Origin of the sequence: Streptomyces angustmyceticus (genome assembly GCF_019933235.1) — a bacterium.
GTDB classification, from domain to species: domain Bacteria; phylum Actinomycetota; class Actinomycetes; order Streptomycetales; family Streptomycetaceae; genus Streptomyces; species Streptomyces angustmyceticus.
On the sequence record NZ_CP082945.1, the window covers coordinates 1,824,669 to 1,842,705 of the forward strand.

At 73.2% G+C, this 18,037-nt stretch carries 13 protein-coding genes; 4 read left to right on the top strand and 9 right to left on the bottom strand.

The features are described 5' to 3' along the window. Positions 1-149 precede the first annotated feature (149 nt). The 4 genes from K7396_RS08495 to K7396_RS08510 all read right to left on the bottom strand — a co-directional run bounded on the left by K7396_RS08495 (position 150) and on the right by K7396_RS08510 (position 4,930). On the bottom strand, positions 150-1,349 hold the full coding sequence (locus K7396_RS08495; RefSeq protein WP_086719841.1) for a S8 family peptidase: 1,200 nt from the start codon (positions 1,347-1,349) through the stop codon (positions 150-152). Between the two features lie 397 nt (positions 1,350-1,746). After that, a complete protein-coding gene (locus K7396_RS08500; RefSeq protein ID WP_086719840.1) occupies positions 1,747-3,075 on the bottom strand; it encodes an ABC transporter substrate-binding protein in 1,329 nt (442 codons plus the stop codon). Next, positions 3,075-4,001, bottom strand: a complete 927-nt coding sequence (locus K7396_RS08505; protein ID WP_086719839.1) for a carbohydrate ABC transporter permease — start codon at positions 3,999-4,001, stop codon at positions 3,075-3,077. The genes K7396_RS08500 and K7396_RS08505 overlap by 1 nt, the downstream gene beginning before the upstream one ends. Next, complete coding sequence (locus K7396_RS08510; protein ID WP_373866880.1) at positions 3,998-4,930, bottom strand: carbohydrate ABC transporter permease; 933 nt, start codon at positions 4,928-4,930, stop codon at positions 3,998-4,000. Before K7396_RS08510 ends, K7396_RS08505 begins: the two co-directional genes overlap by 4 nt. Positions 4,931-5,239: 309 nt before the next feature. On the opposite strand from K7396_RS08510, the gene K7396_RS08515 reads away from it, so the two are divergent. Then, the gene (locus K7396_RS08515; RefSeq protein WP_086719837.1) at positions 5,240-6,130 is read left to right on the top strand and encodes an aminoglycoside phosphotransferase family protein; all 891 of its coding nucleotides are present in this window, start codon (positions 5,240-5,242) and stop codon (positions 6,128-6,130) included. Positions 6,131-6,247: 117 nt separating this feature from the next. Here the strand turns inward: K7396_RS08515 and K7396_RS08520 are convergent, their stop codons facing one another. Beyond that, the gene (locus K7396_RS08520) at positions 6,248-6,967 is read right to left on the bottom strand and encodes an exonuclease domain-containing protein (RefSeq protein ID WP_086719836.1); all 720 of its coding nucleotides are present in this window, start codon (positions 6,965-6,967) and stop codon (positions 6,248-6,250) included. 294 nt (positions 6,968-7,261) lie between these two features. Between K7396_RS08520 and K7396_RS08525 the strand changes: the two genes are divergently transcribed. Beyond that, positions 7,262-8,065 carry an SDR family NAD(P)-dependent oxidoreductase gene (locus K7396_RS08525; protein ID WP_086719835.1) on the top strand — a complete coding sequence of 268 codons (804 nt, stop codon included), beginning with the start codon at positions 7,262-7,264 and terminating at the stop codon, positions 8,063-8,065. Between the two features lie 37 nt (positions 8,066-8,102). On the opposite strand, the gene K7396_RS08530 is transcribed toward K7396_RS08525, so the two are convergent. The 3 genes from K7396_RS08530 to K7396_RS08540 form a co-directional block, all read right to left on the bottom strand. Continuing rightward, positions 8,103-9,353 (bottom strand): SAV2148 family HEPN domain-containing protein, encoded by a 1,251-nt coding sequence (locus K7396_RS08530; RefSeq protein WP_086719834.1) that lies wholly within the window; start codon positions 9,351-9,353, stop codon positions 8,103-8,105. Positions 9,354-9,453: 100 nt separating this feature from the next. Further along, entirely contained in the window at positions 9,454-10,782 is a 1,329-nt protein-coding gene (locus K7396_RS08535; RefSeq protein WP_086719833.1) for a copper amine oxidase, read from the bottom strand. Between the two features lie 46 nt (positions 10,783-10,828). Next, positions 10,829-11,683: a Tat pathway signal sequence domain protein gene (locus K7396_RS08540; protein ID WP_223659785.1), complete on the bottom strand. Its 855-nt coding sequence runs from the start codon at positions 11,681-11,683 to the stop codon at positions 10,829-10,831. 206 nt (positions 11,684-11,889) lie between these two features. Here K7396_RS08540 and glgX point away from each other — a divergent pair, with 206 nt between their 5' ends. Beyond that, on the top strand, positions 11,890-14,079 hold the full coding sequence (gene glgX / locus K7396_RS08545; protein ID WP_086719832.1) for a glycogen debranching protein GlgX: 2,190 nt from the start codon (positions 11,890-11,892) through the stop codon (positions 14,077-14,079). Here glgX and K7396_RS08550 read toward each other — a convergent pair. Continuing rightward, positions 14,039-15,370 (bottom strand): MFS transporter, encoded by a 1,332-nt coding sequence (locus tag K7396_RS08550; RefSeq protein WP_152104293.1) that lies wholly within the window; start codon positions 15,368-15,370, stop codon positions 14,039-14,041. The two genes, glgX and K7396_RS08550, sit on opposite strands and share 41 nt — an antisense overlap. Before the next feature lie 151 nt (positions 15,371-15,521). Here K7396_RS08550 and treY point away from each other — a divergent pair, with 151 nt between their 5' ends. After that, entirely contained in the window at positions 15,522-18,005 is a 2,484-nt protein-coding gene (gene treY / locus K7396_RS08555; RefSeq protein WP_152104292.1) for a malto-oligosyltrehalose synthase, read from the top strand. Positions 18,006-18,037: the final 32 nt, after the last annotated feature.

Here is an 18,037-nt window from a genome sequence, read left to right on the forward strand (position 1 = left end):
AGCGCACCTCAACATGACCCTATCCAGCGGTAGTTGACACCGGCGCACGCCCCGTACGAAACCGGCCCCCGCACCACAACGGCGCCGGCCGCCGCGCCCCGTGGGGGCGAGCGCGGCGGCCGGCGTGTGGTGCTGAGGAGGCGAGGTGGTTACTCGACGACCTTCAGCAGCTTGTTGGGCGTGCCCTCGCTCGGGTTGCTGATCTTGCCGGACGTGGCGCCGTCCGTCAGGGCCTTCTCCACGTCCGCCGGCTTGGCGTCCTTGTGGCCGGCCAGGTAGACCGCGGCGGCACCCACGACGTGCGGGGTGGCCATGGACGTACCGGAGATGGTCTTGGTGGCGCCGTCGTTCCAGTCCGAGGTGATGTCGGAGCCGGGAGCGTAGAGGTCGACCGCGCTGCCGAAGTTGGAGAAGTCGGACTGCTCGTCGTCCTTGGTGCTGGAGGCCACGGTGATGGCCTCCTTCACGCGCGCCGGGGAGCTCTGGCCGGCGTCGGAGGACTCGTTGCCCGCGGCGACACCGAAGGTGACACCGGCGTCGATGGCCTTCTTCACGGCCGAGTCCAGCGCCTCGTCCACGCCGCCGCCGAGCGACATGTTGGCGACCGAGGGGCCCTTGTGGTTCTTGGTGACCCAGTCGATACCCGCGACGACCTGCTCGGTGGTGCCGGAGCCCTGGCCGTCGAGGACCTTGACGGCCACGACCTTGGCCTTCTTGGCGACGCCGTGCTCGGTCCCGGCGATGGTGCCGGCCACGTGCGTGCCGTGGCCGTTGTCGTCCTCGGCCTTGCCGCCCTTGTCGATGGCGTTGAAGCCGTACGACGCGCGACCACCGAAGTCCTTGTGGCTGATGTGGATGCCGGTGTCGATGACGTACGCGGTGACGCCCTCGCCCGCGGACTCGGGGTACTTGTACTTCTTGTCGCCCTTGGTGTCCGTCTGGTCGATGCGGTCCAGACCCCACGACGGCGGGTTGGCCTGGGCTTCGTCGATGTGGAACTTCTTGTTCTGCACGACCTTGTCGACGGCCGGATCGGCAGCGAGCTGCTTGGCCTCGTCCTCATTCAGACCGGTTGCCGAGAAGCCGTCGATGGCGGAGGAGTACTGCCGCTTGACGTGGCCGCCGTACTTGGACGCCAGGTCACCGCTCTCGGCGGTACGGACCGACTTCTTCAGCATGACGATGTAGCTGCCGTTCACGGCACCCTTGGCCTCGGCTCCGTAGATCTTGCCTTCGGCGGCGGGCGACGCGCCCGCGGTGACCGCGGTGACGGCGGCGATACCAGTGGCGGCTACGGCGGCGGATATCGCCGTGACAAGCCGCTTCTTGCTGGAACGCTTGTGAGCCATTGCGAGGATTCTCCTCGTTCGTGGTGTGGGGGGAAAGCGTTGCGCAATAGCCCGAACAGACCGGAAGATCTGCGTCGGACTGGTTCGAAACCCTGTCTGATTGATGAGTTCAATTTCAAGGCCAGTCGGAGCGTGTGAGATAGCCAACAAGGCTTCTGAACCGAGAAATGTTTCAGAAGTGGTCAAAGGGAACGCGGAGTTGAACCGGAGCGACTCAACTCCGTTTACACAGGCGCAATGGAGGGTTTCGCGGAGATGGCGAAGGCGTCGGGCGCGACGGAGCGCCACAGCCGGACGCGGGCTGTCGCGCGGGGGTTACGCATCGTGTGGATGCCTTCATATCCGGCTGCTTCAGGGGCAGTTGGGCGATGTCGCGTACCGCTGCGTCCGGGGCCGCTCAGCGCTGATAGCGGGCCAGGACCAGGTTGCCGTCCCCGACGAGCCGCTCTTTCAGGGCGTCCAGGTCGATGGCCCCGCTGTAGTACTCCTGCAGACCGGGAGTGGCGACCTTGTCCTTCCACTCCGGATAGCCGCGGACGGACTGGGCCGGGGCCGCGCGCAGGGTGCTCGCGAGTGCGGTGCCGGTTGCCCAGTCGTAGCGGGCGGTCCGCAGTGCCGGATCCCTGAGCGCCTCGCGGCCCGTGGGCAACAGCCAGTCCCCCAGGGCGAGCCGGACCATGTGCGGCGGGCGGAGGAGGAAGTCGATGAAGGCCATCGCCACTTCCTTGTGCGGGCAGTCGGCCGCGATCGACAGAGTCTGCGGGCTCACCCCCTGGTCCGGGGTGGTGCCCTCGGGGGCGGGCAGCACCGTCCAGTCGAAGCCCCCGGGCGCCTGCTGGACGATCTGCTGACGGTAGGAGAAGCCGAGCGGCACCATCGCGCAGCGCCCGGCGAAGAAGCCCGGGAGGGTGTCGGAGCCGCCCATTCCCAGGGTCGTACGGGAGGCGCTGCGGTCGACGTTCACCTGGTCGTGGATGGTGCGCGGCACCACCTGGTCGACGGCGTCGAAGCGGACCTCCGCCCTGCCGTCCGGGTGGCGGTGGAACATCCGGCCGCCCGTGGACAGGGCGAGGTTGAGGGTGGCCGAGACCGGTTCCTTCAGCGGCCAGGCGACGCCGTGTGCGGTGCCGCGGGTCAGCCGCCGCGCCGCGTGGGCGAACTCCTCCCAGTTCCAGGGGTCTTCGGGGGTGGGCAGGCGCACCCCCGACCGGCGGAGTTTCGCGCGGTTGGCGATCAGCACCCGCGGTTCCTGGAGGAAGGGGACGCCGTGGATCCGGCCGTCGAACGTGGCGGTCTCCCAGGTCCGCTGCGGGATGTCGCGACGCAGGCGCGGCGGCAGGAGGGCGGTGAGGTCGGCGAGGTCACCGCCGTGGGCGAAGTCCGCGAGGTCGTCGGTGGCGTCGTGGATGATGTCCGGTGCCTCGCCGCCCTCGAAGGAGGTCAGCAGCTGGTCGTGGACGGTGGACCAGGATGCCTGGACGTACCGCACCTGGACCGTGGGGTGCTGCCTGTTCCATTCGGCGACCAGGTGCCTGTTGGCCGCGAGGGAGTCCTGCTGCCAGGCCAGGGACTGGAAGCGCAGGGTGATCCGGCCGCCGGACGTGCGCCGTCGCCGGTCGCCGGAACAGCCCGGCAGCAGGGCGGCCGCGGGCAGTGCGGCGGTGGCCGCGAGCAGGCCCCGCCGGGTGAGTTGGGCCGGGGGCGCGGGGGCGGGGTCGTGGCCCATCAGTTCTTCACCGCCCCGGCGAGCATCCCGCCCGTGATCCGCCGCTGGATGACGGCGAAGAGGAGCAGGCTCGGGAGGGTGGCCAGGAGCGCCGCGGCGGCGAGCGGGCCGAGGTCGGCGACGCCCTCCGTCCCGAGGAAGTGGGTCAGCGCCACCGGCAGGGTCTGCTTTCCGGGCGACTTGAGCAGGACCAGGGCGAAGAAGAACTCGTTCCAGGCGGTGAGGAAGGCGAACAGCGCGGTGGCGACGATTCCCGGGGCGAGCAGCGGCGCGGTGACCGAGAGGAGCGTACGGAGCCGGCCGGCGCCGTCCACGGCGGCCGCCTCCTCCAACTCGGCCGGTACGGCCCGGACATAGCCGGTCAGCATCCACAGGGCGAACGGCAGCGACCAGACGACGTAGACCAGGATCAGGCCGGTCCGGGAGTCCACCAGATGGAGCCCCTTGAGGATCAGGAAGAGCGGGATGATCACCAACACCAGCGGGAATGCCTGGCTGATCACGACCCAGCCGGTGGCCGCCCGCGACAGCCGGGTGCGGCAGCGGGCCAGGACGTACGCCATCGGGGTCGCCAGCGCGATCGCGAGGAGCGCGGAGACCGCCGCGGCCAGCAGGCTGTTGCCCGCGGCCGCCCACAGGGGCTGTTCGGCGAAAGCCTGCCGGAAGTTCTCCAGGGTGGGCGCCTCGGGGATCCACGTGGGGTGGAGGCTGCCGATTTCCCGTGGCGGCTTGAAGGCGGTGGACAGCAGCCAGAGGAACGGGAAGGCGAGGAAGGCGAGATAGGCGAGGAGTGCGGCGTACTGGCCGGTGCGGGTGGCGGTGCGCCGGGCGGTGGGGGCGACACCCCGTCGGCGGGTGCGGGTGGTGGCCGTCCGTCGCCGGACGGTGGAGGCGTCCCCCGTAGGGCCGCTCTCGTTGCCGCTCACCGGTCGTCCGCCCCCTTCAGCCGGCCGGCCAGGTGGAACGCCAGCAGGACCGAGATCACCGCGACCAGCGCCAGGCCCATCGTGGCGGCGTAGCCGAACTGCCCGTAGCGGAAGGCCTCTTCGTACGCGAAGAGCATCGGCAGCCGGGTCCGGCCGCCGGGGCCGCCGTCGGTCAGGACGAAGACCAGGGCGAAGGAATTCAGGTTCCAGATGAAGTTGAGGGCGGTGACGGAGAGGGCGATGGGCCGGAGGGCGGGCCAGGTGACGGCGCGAAAGCCGCGCCAGGCGCCCGCGCCGTCCATGGCCGCGGCCTCGTGCAGCTCGCGTGGGACGTGTTGCAGACCGGCCAGGAGGGTCACGGTGGTCTGGGGCATCCCGGCCCAGATGCCGACGACGACGACCGCGGGCAGGGCGGTGGCCAGGCCGCTCAGCCAGTCCCGGCCGTCGGCTCCGGGCAGGCCGAGGCCGCGGAGCGTCTCGTTCAGGATGCCGGCGTCCGGGTGGTAGACCAGCCGCCACATGATGCCGACGACGACCTCCGGCATCGCCCACGGGATGATCGCCAGCGCCCTGGCCAACCAGCGCAGCCGCAGCGGGAGGTGGAGCAGCAGGGCCAGGCCGAGGGCGAGGAGGAACTGCGGGACGGTGACCCCGAAGGCCCACCCCAGCCCGATCCGGAAGGAGTCCCAGAACAGGGTGTCGTGGAACAGGTCGGAGAAGTTCAGCAGCCCCACGAAGCGGGTGGCCCGGGTGCGGCCCGACTGGGCGTCGGTGAACGCCAGCCCGGCGCCGTAGAGCAGCGGTCCGACGCTCAGCAGCAGGATCGGGATCAGGGCGGGCAGCACGAGGAACCAGGCGCCGTGGTCGCGCCGGGTGCGGGCGGCGGGGTCCGCGGCCGGCTTGCCGGACCGCCGGGGCGCGGTCGCCAGGCTCACGGCGGGGGCTCCCCGGGGCGCGGCCCGGCCGGTCCGCCGCCGAGCGGCCCCGCGGCCGTCACTCCTGCCATCGCTTCCCCTCTCCCCCGTGGGCCGCGCCCGGCCGCGCGCCCGGCTGTTCCTGGCCGGGCCCCGCTGCTCCCGGCCGCGCCGCTCCCGGCCGCCGTCATCGTCGTGACGGCGGCCACCTCCGTCAAGGTCCTGGCCGGTTTCCTCGGAGGATCTCCCCCTCCGGGAGGTCCTCCGGGGCGGCCCGGCCGACCTGCGACACTGGTCGCGTCCACGCACCGCAGGAGGCCCCCGATGACCGAACCGAGCCCCGCCGCCTTCACGGAAGCGCGCGCCCGGGACGTACTGGCCGCGGCCGGGCGCCCCGAGGCGGCAGCCGACGCCACGCTGCTCTCGCTCGGCGAGAACGCCGTCTTCGCCCTCGGCGGCAACGGACCGGTCGTACGGGTGGGCCGCAGCGCCGAACTCCTGGAGCGGGCCGAGCGGGAGCTGCGGGTGGCGCAGTGGCTGGCGGCCGAGGGGGTGCCGGCCGTACGGGCCGCGGAGACCGAGGCCACCCTGGTCGACGGGCACCCCGTCACCTACTGGCACCGGCTGCCGGAGGCCGTCCGGCCGGCCGGGCCGGACGATCTGGCCGCGCTGCTGAAGCTGGTCCACGCCCTGCCGGAGCCGCCGTTCGCGCTGCCCCGGCGCGAACTGCTCGGCGGCGTCGAGCGCTGGCTGCGGCTGGCCGGCGACGCCGTGTCGGCGCCGGACGCGGAGTATCTGCGCGGGCGGCGGGACGCGTTCGCGGCGGCCGCCACGGCCCTGGAACCGCATCTGCCCCGTGGTCCCATCCACGGCGACGCGCTGACCCGCAACGTGCATGTCGGGCCCGACGGACCGGTGCTGGTCGACCTGGAGACCTTCTCCGCCGACCTGCGCGAACACGACCTGGTCGTGATGGCGCTCAGCCGGGACCGCTACGGCCTGTCCCCGGACGCCTACGACACCTTTGTGTCCGTCTACGGCTGGGACGTACGGGACTGGGAGGGCTGCGCCGTGCTGCGGGGGTCGCGGGAGACGGCGAGCTGCGCCTGGGTGTCCCAGCACGCGCCCGGAAACCCGGCGGCGCTGGGGGAGTTCCGCCGCCGGATCGCCTCGCTGCGCGAGAAGGACGCGACGGTGCGGTGGTACCCCTTCTGAGCCGGGCGCCCGGAGCCGGGTGCCACCGGACGTCCCGGACGGGGAGTGCCGCCCCGTCCTGAGGGAGGTTCACCGGGCCCGCCCCGCGTCACCCCTGGGACGGCACCTGCCGCGCGGTCAGGCCCCGGCCTGGTACGGGATCAGCGGCCAGGCCGGCTCGACTATCGCCCGCGGGTCGCCGGAGCGCCGCAAATACGCCTGGAACGAGGCGGCCTGCTCGGCGGCCGCCTGCTCCTGGAGGGCGTGCAGCGCGCGGGGGGACGGGAGGGCGACGGCCGGGAACGTCTCCCCGATGCGCCGGGCGACCCCGGCCGCGGCCGCAGCGTCGGCACCCGCCTCGTGCGCGCCGTCCAGCGGGACGCCGTAGTGACCGCAGAGCGCCTGCAGTGCGCGCTTCCCCTTGCGGTAGCGGTCCACGTGCTTGTCCAGGACGAGGGGGTCGATGACCGGCGCGGGGGCGTGGCCGAGGCGTTCGGTCAGTGTGCGCAGGCCGTGGCGCCGGCACTCGCGGTCCAGGAGGGAGAGGTCGTAGCGGGCGTTCATCACCACCAGCGGGATGTCCGCGCGCAGGGCGTCGGCCAGCGCCTCGGTGATCTCCTCTATGGCGGTCGCCGGCGGGCGGCCGTGTTCTCGGACATATGCGGTCGAAATGCCGTGAATGGCCGCGGCTTCCCCGGGGATCGGCACTCCCGGGTCGAGCAGCCAGGTCTGCTGCGCGGCCGTGCGGCCGTCCCCCTCCAACCGGATCAGCGCAGCGGTGACGATGCGGTCCTGCTCGACATCGGTGCCCGTGGTCTCCAGGTCGAAGCCGACCAGCAGTTCCTGATGCCAGCTCATGCCGGAACCTCGCTGCGCCTCGTCCCGCACGCGCCGGGCGCGCGCCCTTCCGCGGTTGTCTCACTGCGCTCGCTCACACGGCCTCCTTCGGTGGTACTTCCCCCGTTGCCCGCTCACTCTCGCACGCACCACTGACAATCGACCGGCCGCCCGGCGCGACGGGCGGCACGGGCGGCCACCGACGGCCATGGCCCCCGCCCGCGAGGCGCGCAGGCCGGTGGCCCCGCCCGGCGTCGGCCGGGGCGGGCGTCGCGGACCCGCGGAGACCGGTAGGACACCCCTAGGCTGGCCGCCATGGACCTACGGCTGGCAGGACAGGGCGCCCTGGTGACGGGCAGCAGTGCGGGAATCGGGGCGACGATCGCCCACATGCTGGCGGACGAGGGCTGCGACGTCCTGGTCCACGGGCGGGACGCGGGGGCCGCGACGGTCGTCGCCGAACAGGTCGCGGCCCGCGGCGTACGGGCCGAAGTGGTGCTCGGCGATCTGACGGAACCGGGCGTCGCCGAACAGGTCGCCCTCACCGCACGCGACTTCGGGGCCCGCATCCTCGTCAACAACGCGGGCCCGTTCGCCGAGCACGACTGGGAGAGCTCGGGGCCGGCCGACTGGCGGGCCGCCTTCGAGGGAAACGTGCTGCCGACCGTGCGGGTCAGCCAGACACTCCTGCCGTCGCTGCGTGCGCACGGCTGGGGGCGGGTGATCACCATCGGCAGCCGCGCGGTACGCACCCCCCTGCCCAACATGGCGGCGTACTCCGCCGCCAAGGCCGCCGTGGTGAACATGACCACCAGCCTGGCCCGGCACCTCGCCGGGACCGGCGTCACCGCGAACTGCGTGAGCCCGGGAGTGATCGTCACCCCCTCCATGGCCCGGATGTTCGAGGAGCGGGCGGGCGCGGACGAGGGCTCCGCGACGGGCGCGGCGGACGGACCGGACGAAGCGAGGATCGTCGCCGAGTACGCCCCCAACCCGAGCGGGCGGCTGGGGCGCCCGGAGGACATCGCCGCCGCGGTCACCTACCTTGCGAGCCCGCTCGCCGACTACGTCAACGGGATCGAGCTCCGGGTCGACGGCGGGATCACGGGGACTCCGTAAGCCGCCGAGCCCCCTGCCGCCGCTGCGGGGCACCCGTTCAGGAAACCGGCCGCGAATCCGCCCACATGCTCTCGAATTCCTCCCGGTAGGTCTCGAAGAGGCCGTGGTCGTCGTCGCCGGCGCCCCGGGCGTCCTGGCGGACGACCTCCCGGCCGCCGCCGCGCAGCACGAGGACGGGCGATTCCATGCCGCGGCTCTTGCGGAGGTAGGGCTGGACGACGGCCACGCCGTCGGGTCCGTCCCCGTCGACGAGGTAGGCGGTGAAGCGGGGGGTCTCGTCGAAGACCTGGATCTCGAAGGCGCCGGGGTCGCGCAGCCGGGCGCGCACCCGCCGCATATGGAGGATGTTCATCTCGATGGACCGGCTCATCTCGCCCTTCTTCAGGCCGATCTCGCGCTCCCGGCGGCGGACCGCGCTGCTGGCCGGGTTGAGGAAGAGCAGGCGGACGCGGCAGCCGGATTCGGCGAGCCGGACCAGGCGGCGGCCCGAGTAGTTCTGGACCAGGAGGTTGAGCCCGATCCCCACGGCGTCGAGCCGGCGGGCGCTGCCGAAGAGGTCCTCGGCGGGGAGCTGGCGCTGCAGCCGCACCCGGTCGGAGTGCACCCCGATGACGTCGGCGTAGCGGTCGCCGACGAGGTCCTCCACCGCGTCGATCGGCAGCCGCCCGGAGATCCGGGTGCCGACGCCGGAGCCGAGGAGGTCCAGGAGGCGGGCGGAGGCGCGCTCGGCCTGGGCGAGGACCGTCTCGGACAGGGCGCGGTTGCGGGAGACGATGTTGCGGGCGACCTCGAGTTCGTCGAGGGCCAGCTCGACCTCGCGGCGGTCGTCGAAGTACGGCTCGAAGCAGGGCCAGTGCTGGACCATCAGTTCGCGGAGTTGCGGCAGCGTCAGGAAGCTGACGATGTTGTCGTCGGCGGGGTCGAGGAGGTAGCCCTTGCGGCGGCTGACCTCGCGGACGGCGACCGCACGCTGGACCCACTCCTGTCCGGCGGGCCCGGCCGCGGCGACGACCCATTCGTCGCCGTGCACCGGCTCGTAGATGGGCCGCAGGACCGCCGCGACGACGGCCCGCAGCCGCTGCTCGACGAGATTCAGCCAGATATAGGCGCGTCCGGCCCGCCGGGCCCGGGTGCGCACCTCGCTCCAGGCGTCGGCGCCCCAGTCCAGCTCCGCCCCGATCTCCAGCGGGCGTGCCAGGGACACCGCGCCGGGCGGTGCGTCGACGGAGCCGCCCTCATGGCCCTCATGACTCTCGTCACCAGGGGGCAACTCCAGCCCGCCGCTCACCTGCCACCGCCTTCCGAACCCCCGTGCCAACGATCAAGGCAGACTACTGCGGTGCGGGAGGCGGTGCAGCAGGATGGATCGAGTCGGTTACCAACTCCCCTTATCCATAGTGCCCGTTGTGCCCGGACAGTGCGGGTGGAGTGAGCGGATTCATAGCCGTGACGTCACGGGGAACGAGCTGGAAGCCCTGCCAGTGAACAGGCATGGGCTCCTGGTCCTCGTCCCTGGCGATGTGGTGGAACCCGATGTTGACCCACGCGATGGGGTGTTTCAGCGGCTGGCCGTTGACCCAGGTGTCGACGCTCCGGCCGGCCCGGTCGCCGCAGTTGGCCAGGTTGTTGCTGGCGAACTGCTCACATTTGTTGTACTCGGTGAAGTAGATGTCGTGCCGGGTGTAGCTGCGCCCTGTGTACTTGCTGCTGGCGCCCGGGACGATCTCGTACGAGCGCGGGTGGCCGTCCCGGTTCTTGCCGGCGTCGCTCACCACCCGCCACCAGCGCAGCGCCCCGGTGTCCCCGGCCAGCTCCCTGGTGACGGGGGTGCGGGTGGTGCGGATGGTGGGGGTGCTGCCGCCGGGCCGGAGGGTGGTGGCGGAGTCGACCTGCTCGACCTTGTTGGTGGCGGAGCCGTCCAGGCCGAAGTTCAGCCGCCAGAAGACGTTGTGGCTGTGGCTGGTGGCGTAGTCCTTGGCACCCTTGCCGAGGGGCGCGCCCCGGCCGTCGCCGGCGTCGAAGTCGCTGGGCGAGACGGTGCCGGTGGCGCCGACCTGCAGGGTCATGGTGCCGTCGCCGGCGAACCGCCACTCGCTGATGTACTCGTACCAGCCGACCTTGTTGACGGTGTAGAGCAGCAGGTCCTTGCCCTGGAGCTGGTAGGTCCTGGCGTGCTCCCCGGGGTAGGGGCCCATCCGGTAGGCGTGGCCGCGGGCGCGGGTGGTGGCGCACAGGCCGCTGACGTCGGGGTGTGCGGGGTCGTAGGCGCCGGGGACCCGGACGGTTTTGATGGTGCCGCCGGGGCATTCGGCGGGGTCGAGCGTCATCAGGCCCTGGGCGAAGCCCTGACCGGTGAGGTCGTCGTACTCGTTGCCCCCGTCGTCGTAGGGGACGTGGATCTGGGCGAGTTTGGCGGTGGTGAGCACTGTGACCGGGGCGCGTTCGCCCTTGGGCTGGTAGGAGACGTCGTCCAGGACGAGACCGGCGTTGCCCTCGTAGTGCCAGCACATCCGCCAGACGGTGCCGCCGTCGAGCGTCCGGGTGATGCGGTGGGCGGGGCTGCAGCGGGGAGCGGGCGCCGGGCCGGCGGCTTCCGGGGCGGCCTGGGCCGACGGGCCGGTGAGCAGGGCGGTCGCCGCGAAGACCAGGGGAATCGCGGTGAGGGTCGCGGCGCGGCGGCGCGGGCGGCGGGATCCGGCGGGGCTTCTCACGGGCATGCACATGCTCCTGGGGAGGAGTGACGGGGGCAGACGGTGCGGCGGCTCAGGCGAGGCGGGCGACGGTGCGGGCGCTGAGGTCGATCACGAAGCGGCGGGTGTCGATCCACGGGCCGTTCCGCACCTTGGTGAACAGGCGGACGCAGCGGTGTTTCCCGCACTCCCCCAGGGCGCCCGGCGCCGCTCCTTCGGCGCGGCCGCGGTAGACGAAACCGGTGACGACGAGCGGTTCGGGCCCGGTGAGGTCGCGGCCGGTGGCCTCGCGGTAGTCCTGGCGCAGCCCGGATCCCAGCGGGGCGGCGATCAGCAGCCGGGCCGCCTCGACGGCCTCGGCACGGTCGGGCGGCGGCTGGACGCCGTGCTGGGTGTCGGTCGACTCCACCGTCGAGGTCGTGAGGTTGACGGTCCGGGTGACGTAGCTGTCGTCGGCGTAGTCGTAGAAGGAGACCAGCGCCCGGCGCGGCGGGTCGGCGAGCCGGACTTCCGAGGGGGCGAGTTCGGCCAGGTCGGTGGTGAGGGGTTCGGGTCCGGGCCGTCCGGTGACGTCGGCGGCGGCGCCGCGGCGGGCGCGCGGCAGCGCCAGCTCCCGGGCGCGGCGGAGTTCGTCGTCGGTGAGCGGGTCGCGTCCCCGGCCGCGCGCCCCCTGGGGGCCGGCCGCCTCGACGACGCCGGGCGGCGCCCCCGGGTCGTGTCCGGGCGCGGACGGGCCGGAGGCGCCGGACGCGCCGGTCCGGGCCCCGGCGACCGTGCCGTCGGCGGCGCCCGCGCCGACGGGCAGGGTGACCGCGGCCATCAGGGCGGTGCCGGTCAGCGCGAGGGCGGTGCCCACGAGGACCTTGCCGAGGTGGCGACGCATGAACTGGTGCGCGGTTCCCCCGCCGTCACGTTCCGTGACACGCATGTCGGACCTCCGTCCGTCCTCCGGTCAGGCCGACCAATAGGACGATCCGACATCGCGACAGGTTGCCCACGATTGAGCGGAGATTCGGCGAAAGGCCCTCTGTGTGCGAGAAGTTGCGAAAAGTTGGGGAAGGATTTCGTTCCGTTCCGCGGATGTGTGTCGTGGAGTCGCCGCAGCGCCCGAGAAGAAAGTGGAAGAGTCAACCCATGCAGGTCTGGCCGGGACAGATGTATCCGCTGGGTGCCACCTATGACGGGGCGGGCACCAACTTCGCGGTGTTCTCCGAAGCCGCGAAGCGCATCGAACTGTGTCTGCTGCACGACGACGGTTCGGAGACCGCCGTCGAGCTGAGGGAGAGCGACGCCTTTGTGCGCCATGCCTACCTCCCGGGAGTGATGCCGGGACAGCGCTACGGCTTCCGGGCGCACGGCCCCTACGAACCGGAGCGGGGGCAGCGCTGCAACTCGGCGAAGCTGCTGCTCGACCCCTACGCACGGGCCATGAGCGGCCGCATCGACTGGGACGAGGCCGTCTACGGCTACCACTTCGGGCGCCCCGAGGTCCGCAACGACCTGGACTCGGCACCGCACACCATGGCGTCGGTCGTGGTCAACCCGTACTTCGACTGGGGCGACGACCGTCCGCCGCGCACCGCGTACCACGAGACGGTGCTCTACGAGGCCCATGTGAAGGGCCTGACGATGCGCCATCCGGAGCTCCCCGAGGAGCTGCGCGGCACCTACGCCGCGCTGGCGCATCCGGCGGTCATCGACCACCTCACCAAGCTCGGGGTGACCGCGCTGGAGCTGATGCCGGTGCATCAGTTCGTCCAGGACCACCGGCTGGTGGACGCGGGCCTGACGAACTACTGGGGCTACAACACCATCGGGTTCTTCGCCCCGCACAACACCTACGCCTCCTGGGGCGACCGCGGGCAGCAGGTGCTGGAGTTCAAGACGGCGGTGCGGGCGCTGCACCAGGCCGGTATCGAGGTGATCCTCGACGTGGTCTACAACCACACCGCCGAGGGCAGCCACCTGGGCCCGACGCTGTCGTTCCGCGGGCTGGACAACGCCTCGTACTACCGCCTGTCGGAGGACAAGCAGTACTACATGGACACCACGGGCACCGGGAATTCGCTGCTGATGCGCAGCCCGCACGTGCTGCAGCTGGTGATGGACTCGCTGCGCTACTGGGTGCAGGAGATGCGGGTGGACGGCTTCCGCTTCGATCTGGCGGCGACGCTGGCCCGGCAGTTCCACGAGGTGGACCGGCTGTCGTCGTTCTTCGACCTGGTCCACCAGGACCCGGTCGTCAGCCAGGTGAAGCTGATCGCCGAGCCGTGGGACGTCGGCGAGGGCGGCTACCAGGTGGGGAACTTCCCGCCGCTGTGGACCGAGTGGAACGGGAAGTACCGCGACACCGTGCGGGACCTGTGGCGGGGCGAACCGCGCACCCTCGCGGAGTTCGGATCGCGGCTGACCGGCTCGTCGGACCTCTACCAGGAGGACGGGCGGCGGCCGCTGGCCTCGGTGAACTTCGTGACCTGCCACGACGGCTTCACGCTGCACGACCTGGTCGCGTACAACGAGAAGCACAACGAGGCCAACGGCGAGGACAACCGGGACGGCGAGCGCTTCAACCGGTCCTGGAACTGCGGTGCCGAGGGGCCGTCCGACGATCCCGGGGTGCGGCGGCTGCGGGCCCGGCAGATGCGCAACTTCCTGGCCACGCTGATGCTGTCGCAGGGCGTGCCGATGCTCAGCCACGGGGACGAGTTCGGGCGCAGCCAGGACGGCAACAACAACGCGTACTGCCAGGACAACGAGCTGTCGTGGGTCTACTGGCCGCAGCGGGCACCGGGCGGGGACGACGACGCGGCGGACGGGCCCGGTGCGGCGGACGGGGCGGACGAGGCGCCGGAGGGCGACGAGGAGCAGTTGGCGCTGCTGGCGTTCGTCCGGCAGATGGTGTGGCTGCGGCGCGACCATCCGGTGTTCCGCCGCCGGCGGTTCTTCCAGGGCCACCCGATGGAGGGCGCCCGCGACGAGCTGTCCGACATCGCGTGGTTCACGGCGGACGGCGAGGAGATGGGGCCGCGCGACTGGCAGTCGGTGCACGCCAAGGCGCTGACGGTGTTCCTCAACGGCAGCTCGATCTCCGAACCGGGCCCCCGGGGCGAGCCGGTCACCGACGACTCGTTCCTGCTGATGTTCAACGCCCACGACCAGGAGAAGGAGTTCATGGTCCCCGAGCATCTCGGCCGGCAGTGGCAGATCGTGGTGGACACCGACCGGCCGCGGGCGGTGGCGGACGGCGGCGGCGCCAAGGTGAAGGCCGGCGACCGGCTGACGCTCATCGGCCGGAGCCTGCTGGTGCTGCAGCGGCCGGCGTAGGGAGGGCGGACGCCCCGGCGCGGGAGCCGAGGGCGAGTGCGCAGATCGAGGCGGCGGCCCCGACGGCGACGGCGAAGGCGGCCGCGGGGCCGTGGGCCTCGGCGAGCCGTCCTGAGGCGGCCAGGGACAGCGCCTGGCCGCCGACCACCGCACTGGTGAGGAACGCCATCGACTCGGCCAGCCGGCCGGCCGGCACCAGCCGTTCGGTGAGTCCGAAGACCGTGATCAGATGCGGGGCGAAGGCCACTCCGAGCACCACGACGACCAGATAGAGCGCGCCCAGGGACCGCACCCACAACAGCGGCACGGACAGCACGACCAGCGCGGCCCCGGCCGCCCGCCACCGCACCGGCAGCGTGATCCGGGCCGGGACGAGCGCCAGCAGGACGCCGGCGACCGCGCTCATCACCCCCATCGCGGCGTAGACGAGTCCGGCCTGGTCGGGCTGGTGGAGGCGTGCGGTGAGCGCGGTGATGCCGGCCTGGCAGGCGCCGAAGAGGACGCCCTGCAGCGCCATCGAGACGCGCAGGCCGTGCACCGCGCGGGGCATCGGGGCGCGGACGGTCCCGGCGCCGCGTCCCCGGCCGCGGTGTCCGCCCGCGGCGGGTACGGCCGGCCCGCCCGGAGGGCCCGGGCTCCACGCCGCGGCGAGGGCGGGCGGGGGCCCGGCGGCGGACGGACGCAGCACCGCGGCCGTCGGGTGCAGCGCGAAGGCCGAGCCGCAGACCGCGAGCAGCAGCGCGGCCAGGGAGAGCGCCACGGCCGGGTGGGCCACCGTGGCGGACAGCCCGACCAGCGCCGGGCCGAGCACGAACGACGTCTCGTCCAGGGTGCCTTCGAAGGACAGCGCGGTGTTGACGAGGCGGTCGTCCGCCCGTGCCCGCCGGGCGAGCGCCACGAGCCTGGTGCGGGCCAGCGGCCCGATCTGCGGGACGGCCGCGCCGGCGAGCAGCCCGGTCAGGACGAGCAGCGGCGTCCCGGTCCGGGCGAGGGCCGCGGCCACCAGCGCCGCCACCGCGAGCGCGTCGAACCAGCAGGCGGCCAGCACCACCGGCCGCTGTCCGTGCCGGTCGGCGAGCCGGCCGAGCAGCGGCCCGCCCACCGTCTGGCCCGCCGCCAGCGCGCCCGCCACCAGCCCCGCGGTGGCCAGCGAGCCGCTGGTGCGCGCGACCAGCAGCAGACTGCCGAGCTGGCACATGGCCGTGGGGAGCCGGCCGAGGAAGGAGACGACGGGCAGCAGCGGCCCGGTCAGCGCGAGCACCCGGCGATAGGTGGCCATGGCAACGGTCATCGGCAGACGCTAACCGGGCCCGTGCGCCGCACCCCACACACCGGACGTACGAAGATCCACCGCCGGCGCGCGCGTCCCGTTGGAGGAAGGAACGACACCAATGCCGGGCGAGGAGGACACAACGGGCCGCCGGCGGGGTACGGGTGTTGCCATGACGCAGCCTCCGAGTCCGTCGCCGACCGCCACCTACCGGCTGCAGCTCCAGCCGGACTTCCCGTTCGCCGCCGCCGAGCGGGCCGTCCCGCACCTGGCCGCGCTGGGCGTCTCCCATCTGCACCTCTCGCCGGTGCTGGAGGCGGTCCCGGGGTCCGCCCACGGCTACGACGTGGTCGACCACACCGCGGTCCGCGCCGAACTCGGCGGCGAGCCGGGGCTGCGGGCGCTGGCGGCGACGGCCCGGGACCACGGCCTCGGGCTGGTCGTCGACCTCGTGCCGAACCACATGGCCGTGCCCGCGCCGGTGTCGCTGAACGCACCGCTGTGGCAGGTGCTGCGCGACGGCCCGGCGTCCCCGTACGCGCGGTGGTTCGACATCGACTGGGACGCCGGGCACGGCGGCCGGCTGCTGCTGCCGGTGCTCGGCGGCCGGCTCGGCGAGGAGGCCCGGCACCTCCGCGTCGAGGACGGGGTGCTGCGCTATCACGAGCAGAGCTTCCCGCTGCGCCCCGGTACGGAGGGGCTGCCGCTGATGCGCCTCCTGGAGGCCCAGTGGTACCGCCTCGCCTGGTGGCGGCTGGCCCGCAGTGAACTCAACTACCGACGGTTCTTCACCATTTCGGAGCTGATCGCGGTCCGCGCCGAGGACCCCGCCGTCTTCGAGGCGACCCATGGGACGGTGCTGCGGCTGGTCCGCGAGGGCGTCATCGACGGCCTGCGCATCGACCATCCGGACGGCCTGGCGGACCCCGCCGGCTATCTGGAACGGCTGCGGGAGGGGACCGGCGGCCGCTGGACGGTGGTCGAGAAGATCCTCACCGGTGACGAACGGCTGCCGGCGAGCTGGGCCTGCGCGGGCACCACGGGCTATGACGCGCTGCGCCGCGTCGACGGCCTGTTCGTCTGCCCGCAGGGCGCCGGGCGGCTGTTCTCCCACTACCGGGACTTCGTCACCCCGCTGGCCGACGAGGGCGGCGACTGGGAGGAGACGGTGCGCCGGGCCGCGTACGAGGTCGTCACGCACGACCTGGCCACCGAGGTCGAGCGGCTGGTGCGCACCGCGGCCCGGATCAGCGCCCGCGTCCCCGCGCCGGGCGACCACGCGGCGTGGGCGCTGCGGCACGCCGTCCGCGAGCTGATGGTGCGGCTGCCGGTCTACCGCCCGTACGCCGCGGACGCGGGGCAGGCCGAGGTGGACGCGGCGATGCTGGGCACGGCGGCGGCGGGGGCGCGCACCGCCTTCCGGGTGCCCGAGGAGGCGCGGGCGGTGGACCTGATCCACGACCTGGCGCGCGGCCGGACGACGGGCCGGCCGGAGGTCGGACCGGACGACGGCCCGGACCACGAGGCCGCGGACCGCGCCGACTTCGCCGCGCGGTTCGCCCAGACCGCCTCCGCGCTGCACGCCAAGTCCGTGGAGGACACCGCCTTCTACCGCTATCCGGTGCTGCTGTCGGCCTGTGAGGTCGGCGGCGCCCCCGGCGACCCGGCGCTGCCCCCGGAGGCGTTCCACACGTACTGCGCGCGGATGCAACGCGACCGTCCGACGGCCGGCACGGTCCTGTCCACGCACGACACCAAGCGCAGCGCCGATGTGCGGGCGCGGATCGCGGTGCTGTCGGAGTGCCCGGACCGGTGGCGGGACGCCCTGGGGGCGATGGGCGAGGACGCGGTGTGCGACCTCGGCGCCGGCGGGGTGGACTCGGCCGGCCCGGCCGACCCGATGGTGTCGTGGCTGGCCTGGCAGACCGTGTTCGGCCTGGGCGCGCCCGGCGACCCGGCCGCGGCGGAGCGGGTGACGCCCGCGGTCCTCAAGGCGGCGCGGGAGGCCGGGCTGCGCACCTCGTGGACGGAGCGGAACGCGGGCTACGAGGAGGCCGTCGCGGAGTTCGTCCGCAAGGGGCCCTGCGGTCCGGCGGCCGCCCCGCTCGCCGCCCTGGAGGCGGAACTCGCCCCCTACGTCCGCGCCAATGTGCTGGGCGCGGCGCTGCTGCACCTCACCATGCCGGGCGTCCCCGACCTCTACCAGGGCACCGAACGCGCCTACGCCGCACTGGTCGACCCGGACAACCGGGGGCCCGCCCGCTTCCGTCCGGAGCTGCTCGCCGAGCTGGACGGCGGCGCCGCGCCGCGCGACCTGTCCGCCGAGAAGCTCCGGCTGACCGCCACGGCGCTGCGGCTGCGACGCGACCGTCCGCGGTGGTTCGGCGCCGCCGCGTCGTACGAGCCGGTGTACGCGGAGGGCCCGGCCGCCGAGCACTGTGTGGCGTTCTGCCGCGGCGGACGGGTGCTGACGGTGGTGACCCGCCTGTCGCTGCGCCTGGTGGAGACCGGCGGCTGGTGGGACACCCTGCTGCGGGTGCCGCCGGGCGGGCCCTGGCGCGAACTGCTGACCGGCCGCGAGCTGCCGGGCGGCACGGCGGTGGCCCTCAGCGAGCTGCTGGCGCCGTCGCCGGTGGCGTTGTTCGCGGCGGGGTGAGGGGCGGGCGGCGGCGCGGGCCGTGCGGCCCG

Coding starts and splice junctions, on each gene's coding strand:
- K7396_RS08495 (WP_086719841.1), bottom strand. CDS start 1,349: ATGGCTCACAAGCGTTCCAGCAAGAAGCGGCTTGTCACGGCGATATCC.
- K7396_RS08500 (WP_086719840.1), bottom strand. CDS start 3,075: ATGGGCCACGACCCCGCCCCCGCGCCCCCGGCCCAACTCACCCGGCGG.
- K7396_RS08515 (WP_086719837.1), top strand. CDS start 5,240: ATGACCGAACCGAGCCCCGCCGCCTTCACGGAAGCGCGCGCCCGGGAC.
- K7396_RS08520 (WP_086719836.1), bottom strand. CDS start 6,967: ATGAGCTGGCATCAGGAACTGCTGGTCGGCTTCGACCTGGAGACCACG.
- K7396_RS08525 (WP_086719835.1), top strand. CDS start 7,262: ATGGACCTACGGCTGGCAGGACAGGGCGCCCTGGTGACGGGCAGCAGT.
- K7396_RS08535 (WP_086719833.1), bottom strand. CDS start 10,782: ATGCCCGTGAGAAGCCCCGCCGGATCCCGCCGCCCGCGCCGCCGCGCC.
- K7396_RS08540 (WP_223659785.1), bottom strand. CDS start 11,683: ATGCGTGTCACGGAACGTGACGGCGGGGGAACCGCGCACCAGTTCATG.
- glgX (WP_086719832.1), top strand. CDS start 11,890: ATGCAGGTCTGGCCGGGACAGATGTATCCGCTGGGTGCCACCTATGAC.
- K7396_RS08550 (WP_152104293.1), bottom strand. CDS start 15,370: ATGACCGTTGCCATGGCCACCTATCGCCGGGTGCTCGCGCTGACCGGG.
- treY (WP_152104292.1), top strand. CDS start 15,522: ATGACGCAGCCTCCGAGTCCGTCGCCGACCGCCACCTACCGGCTGCAG.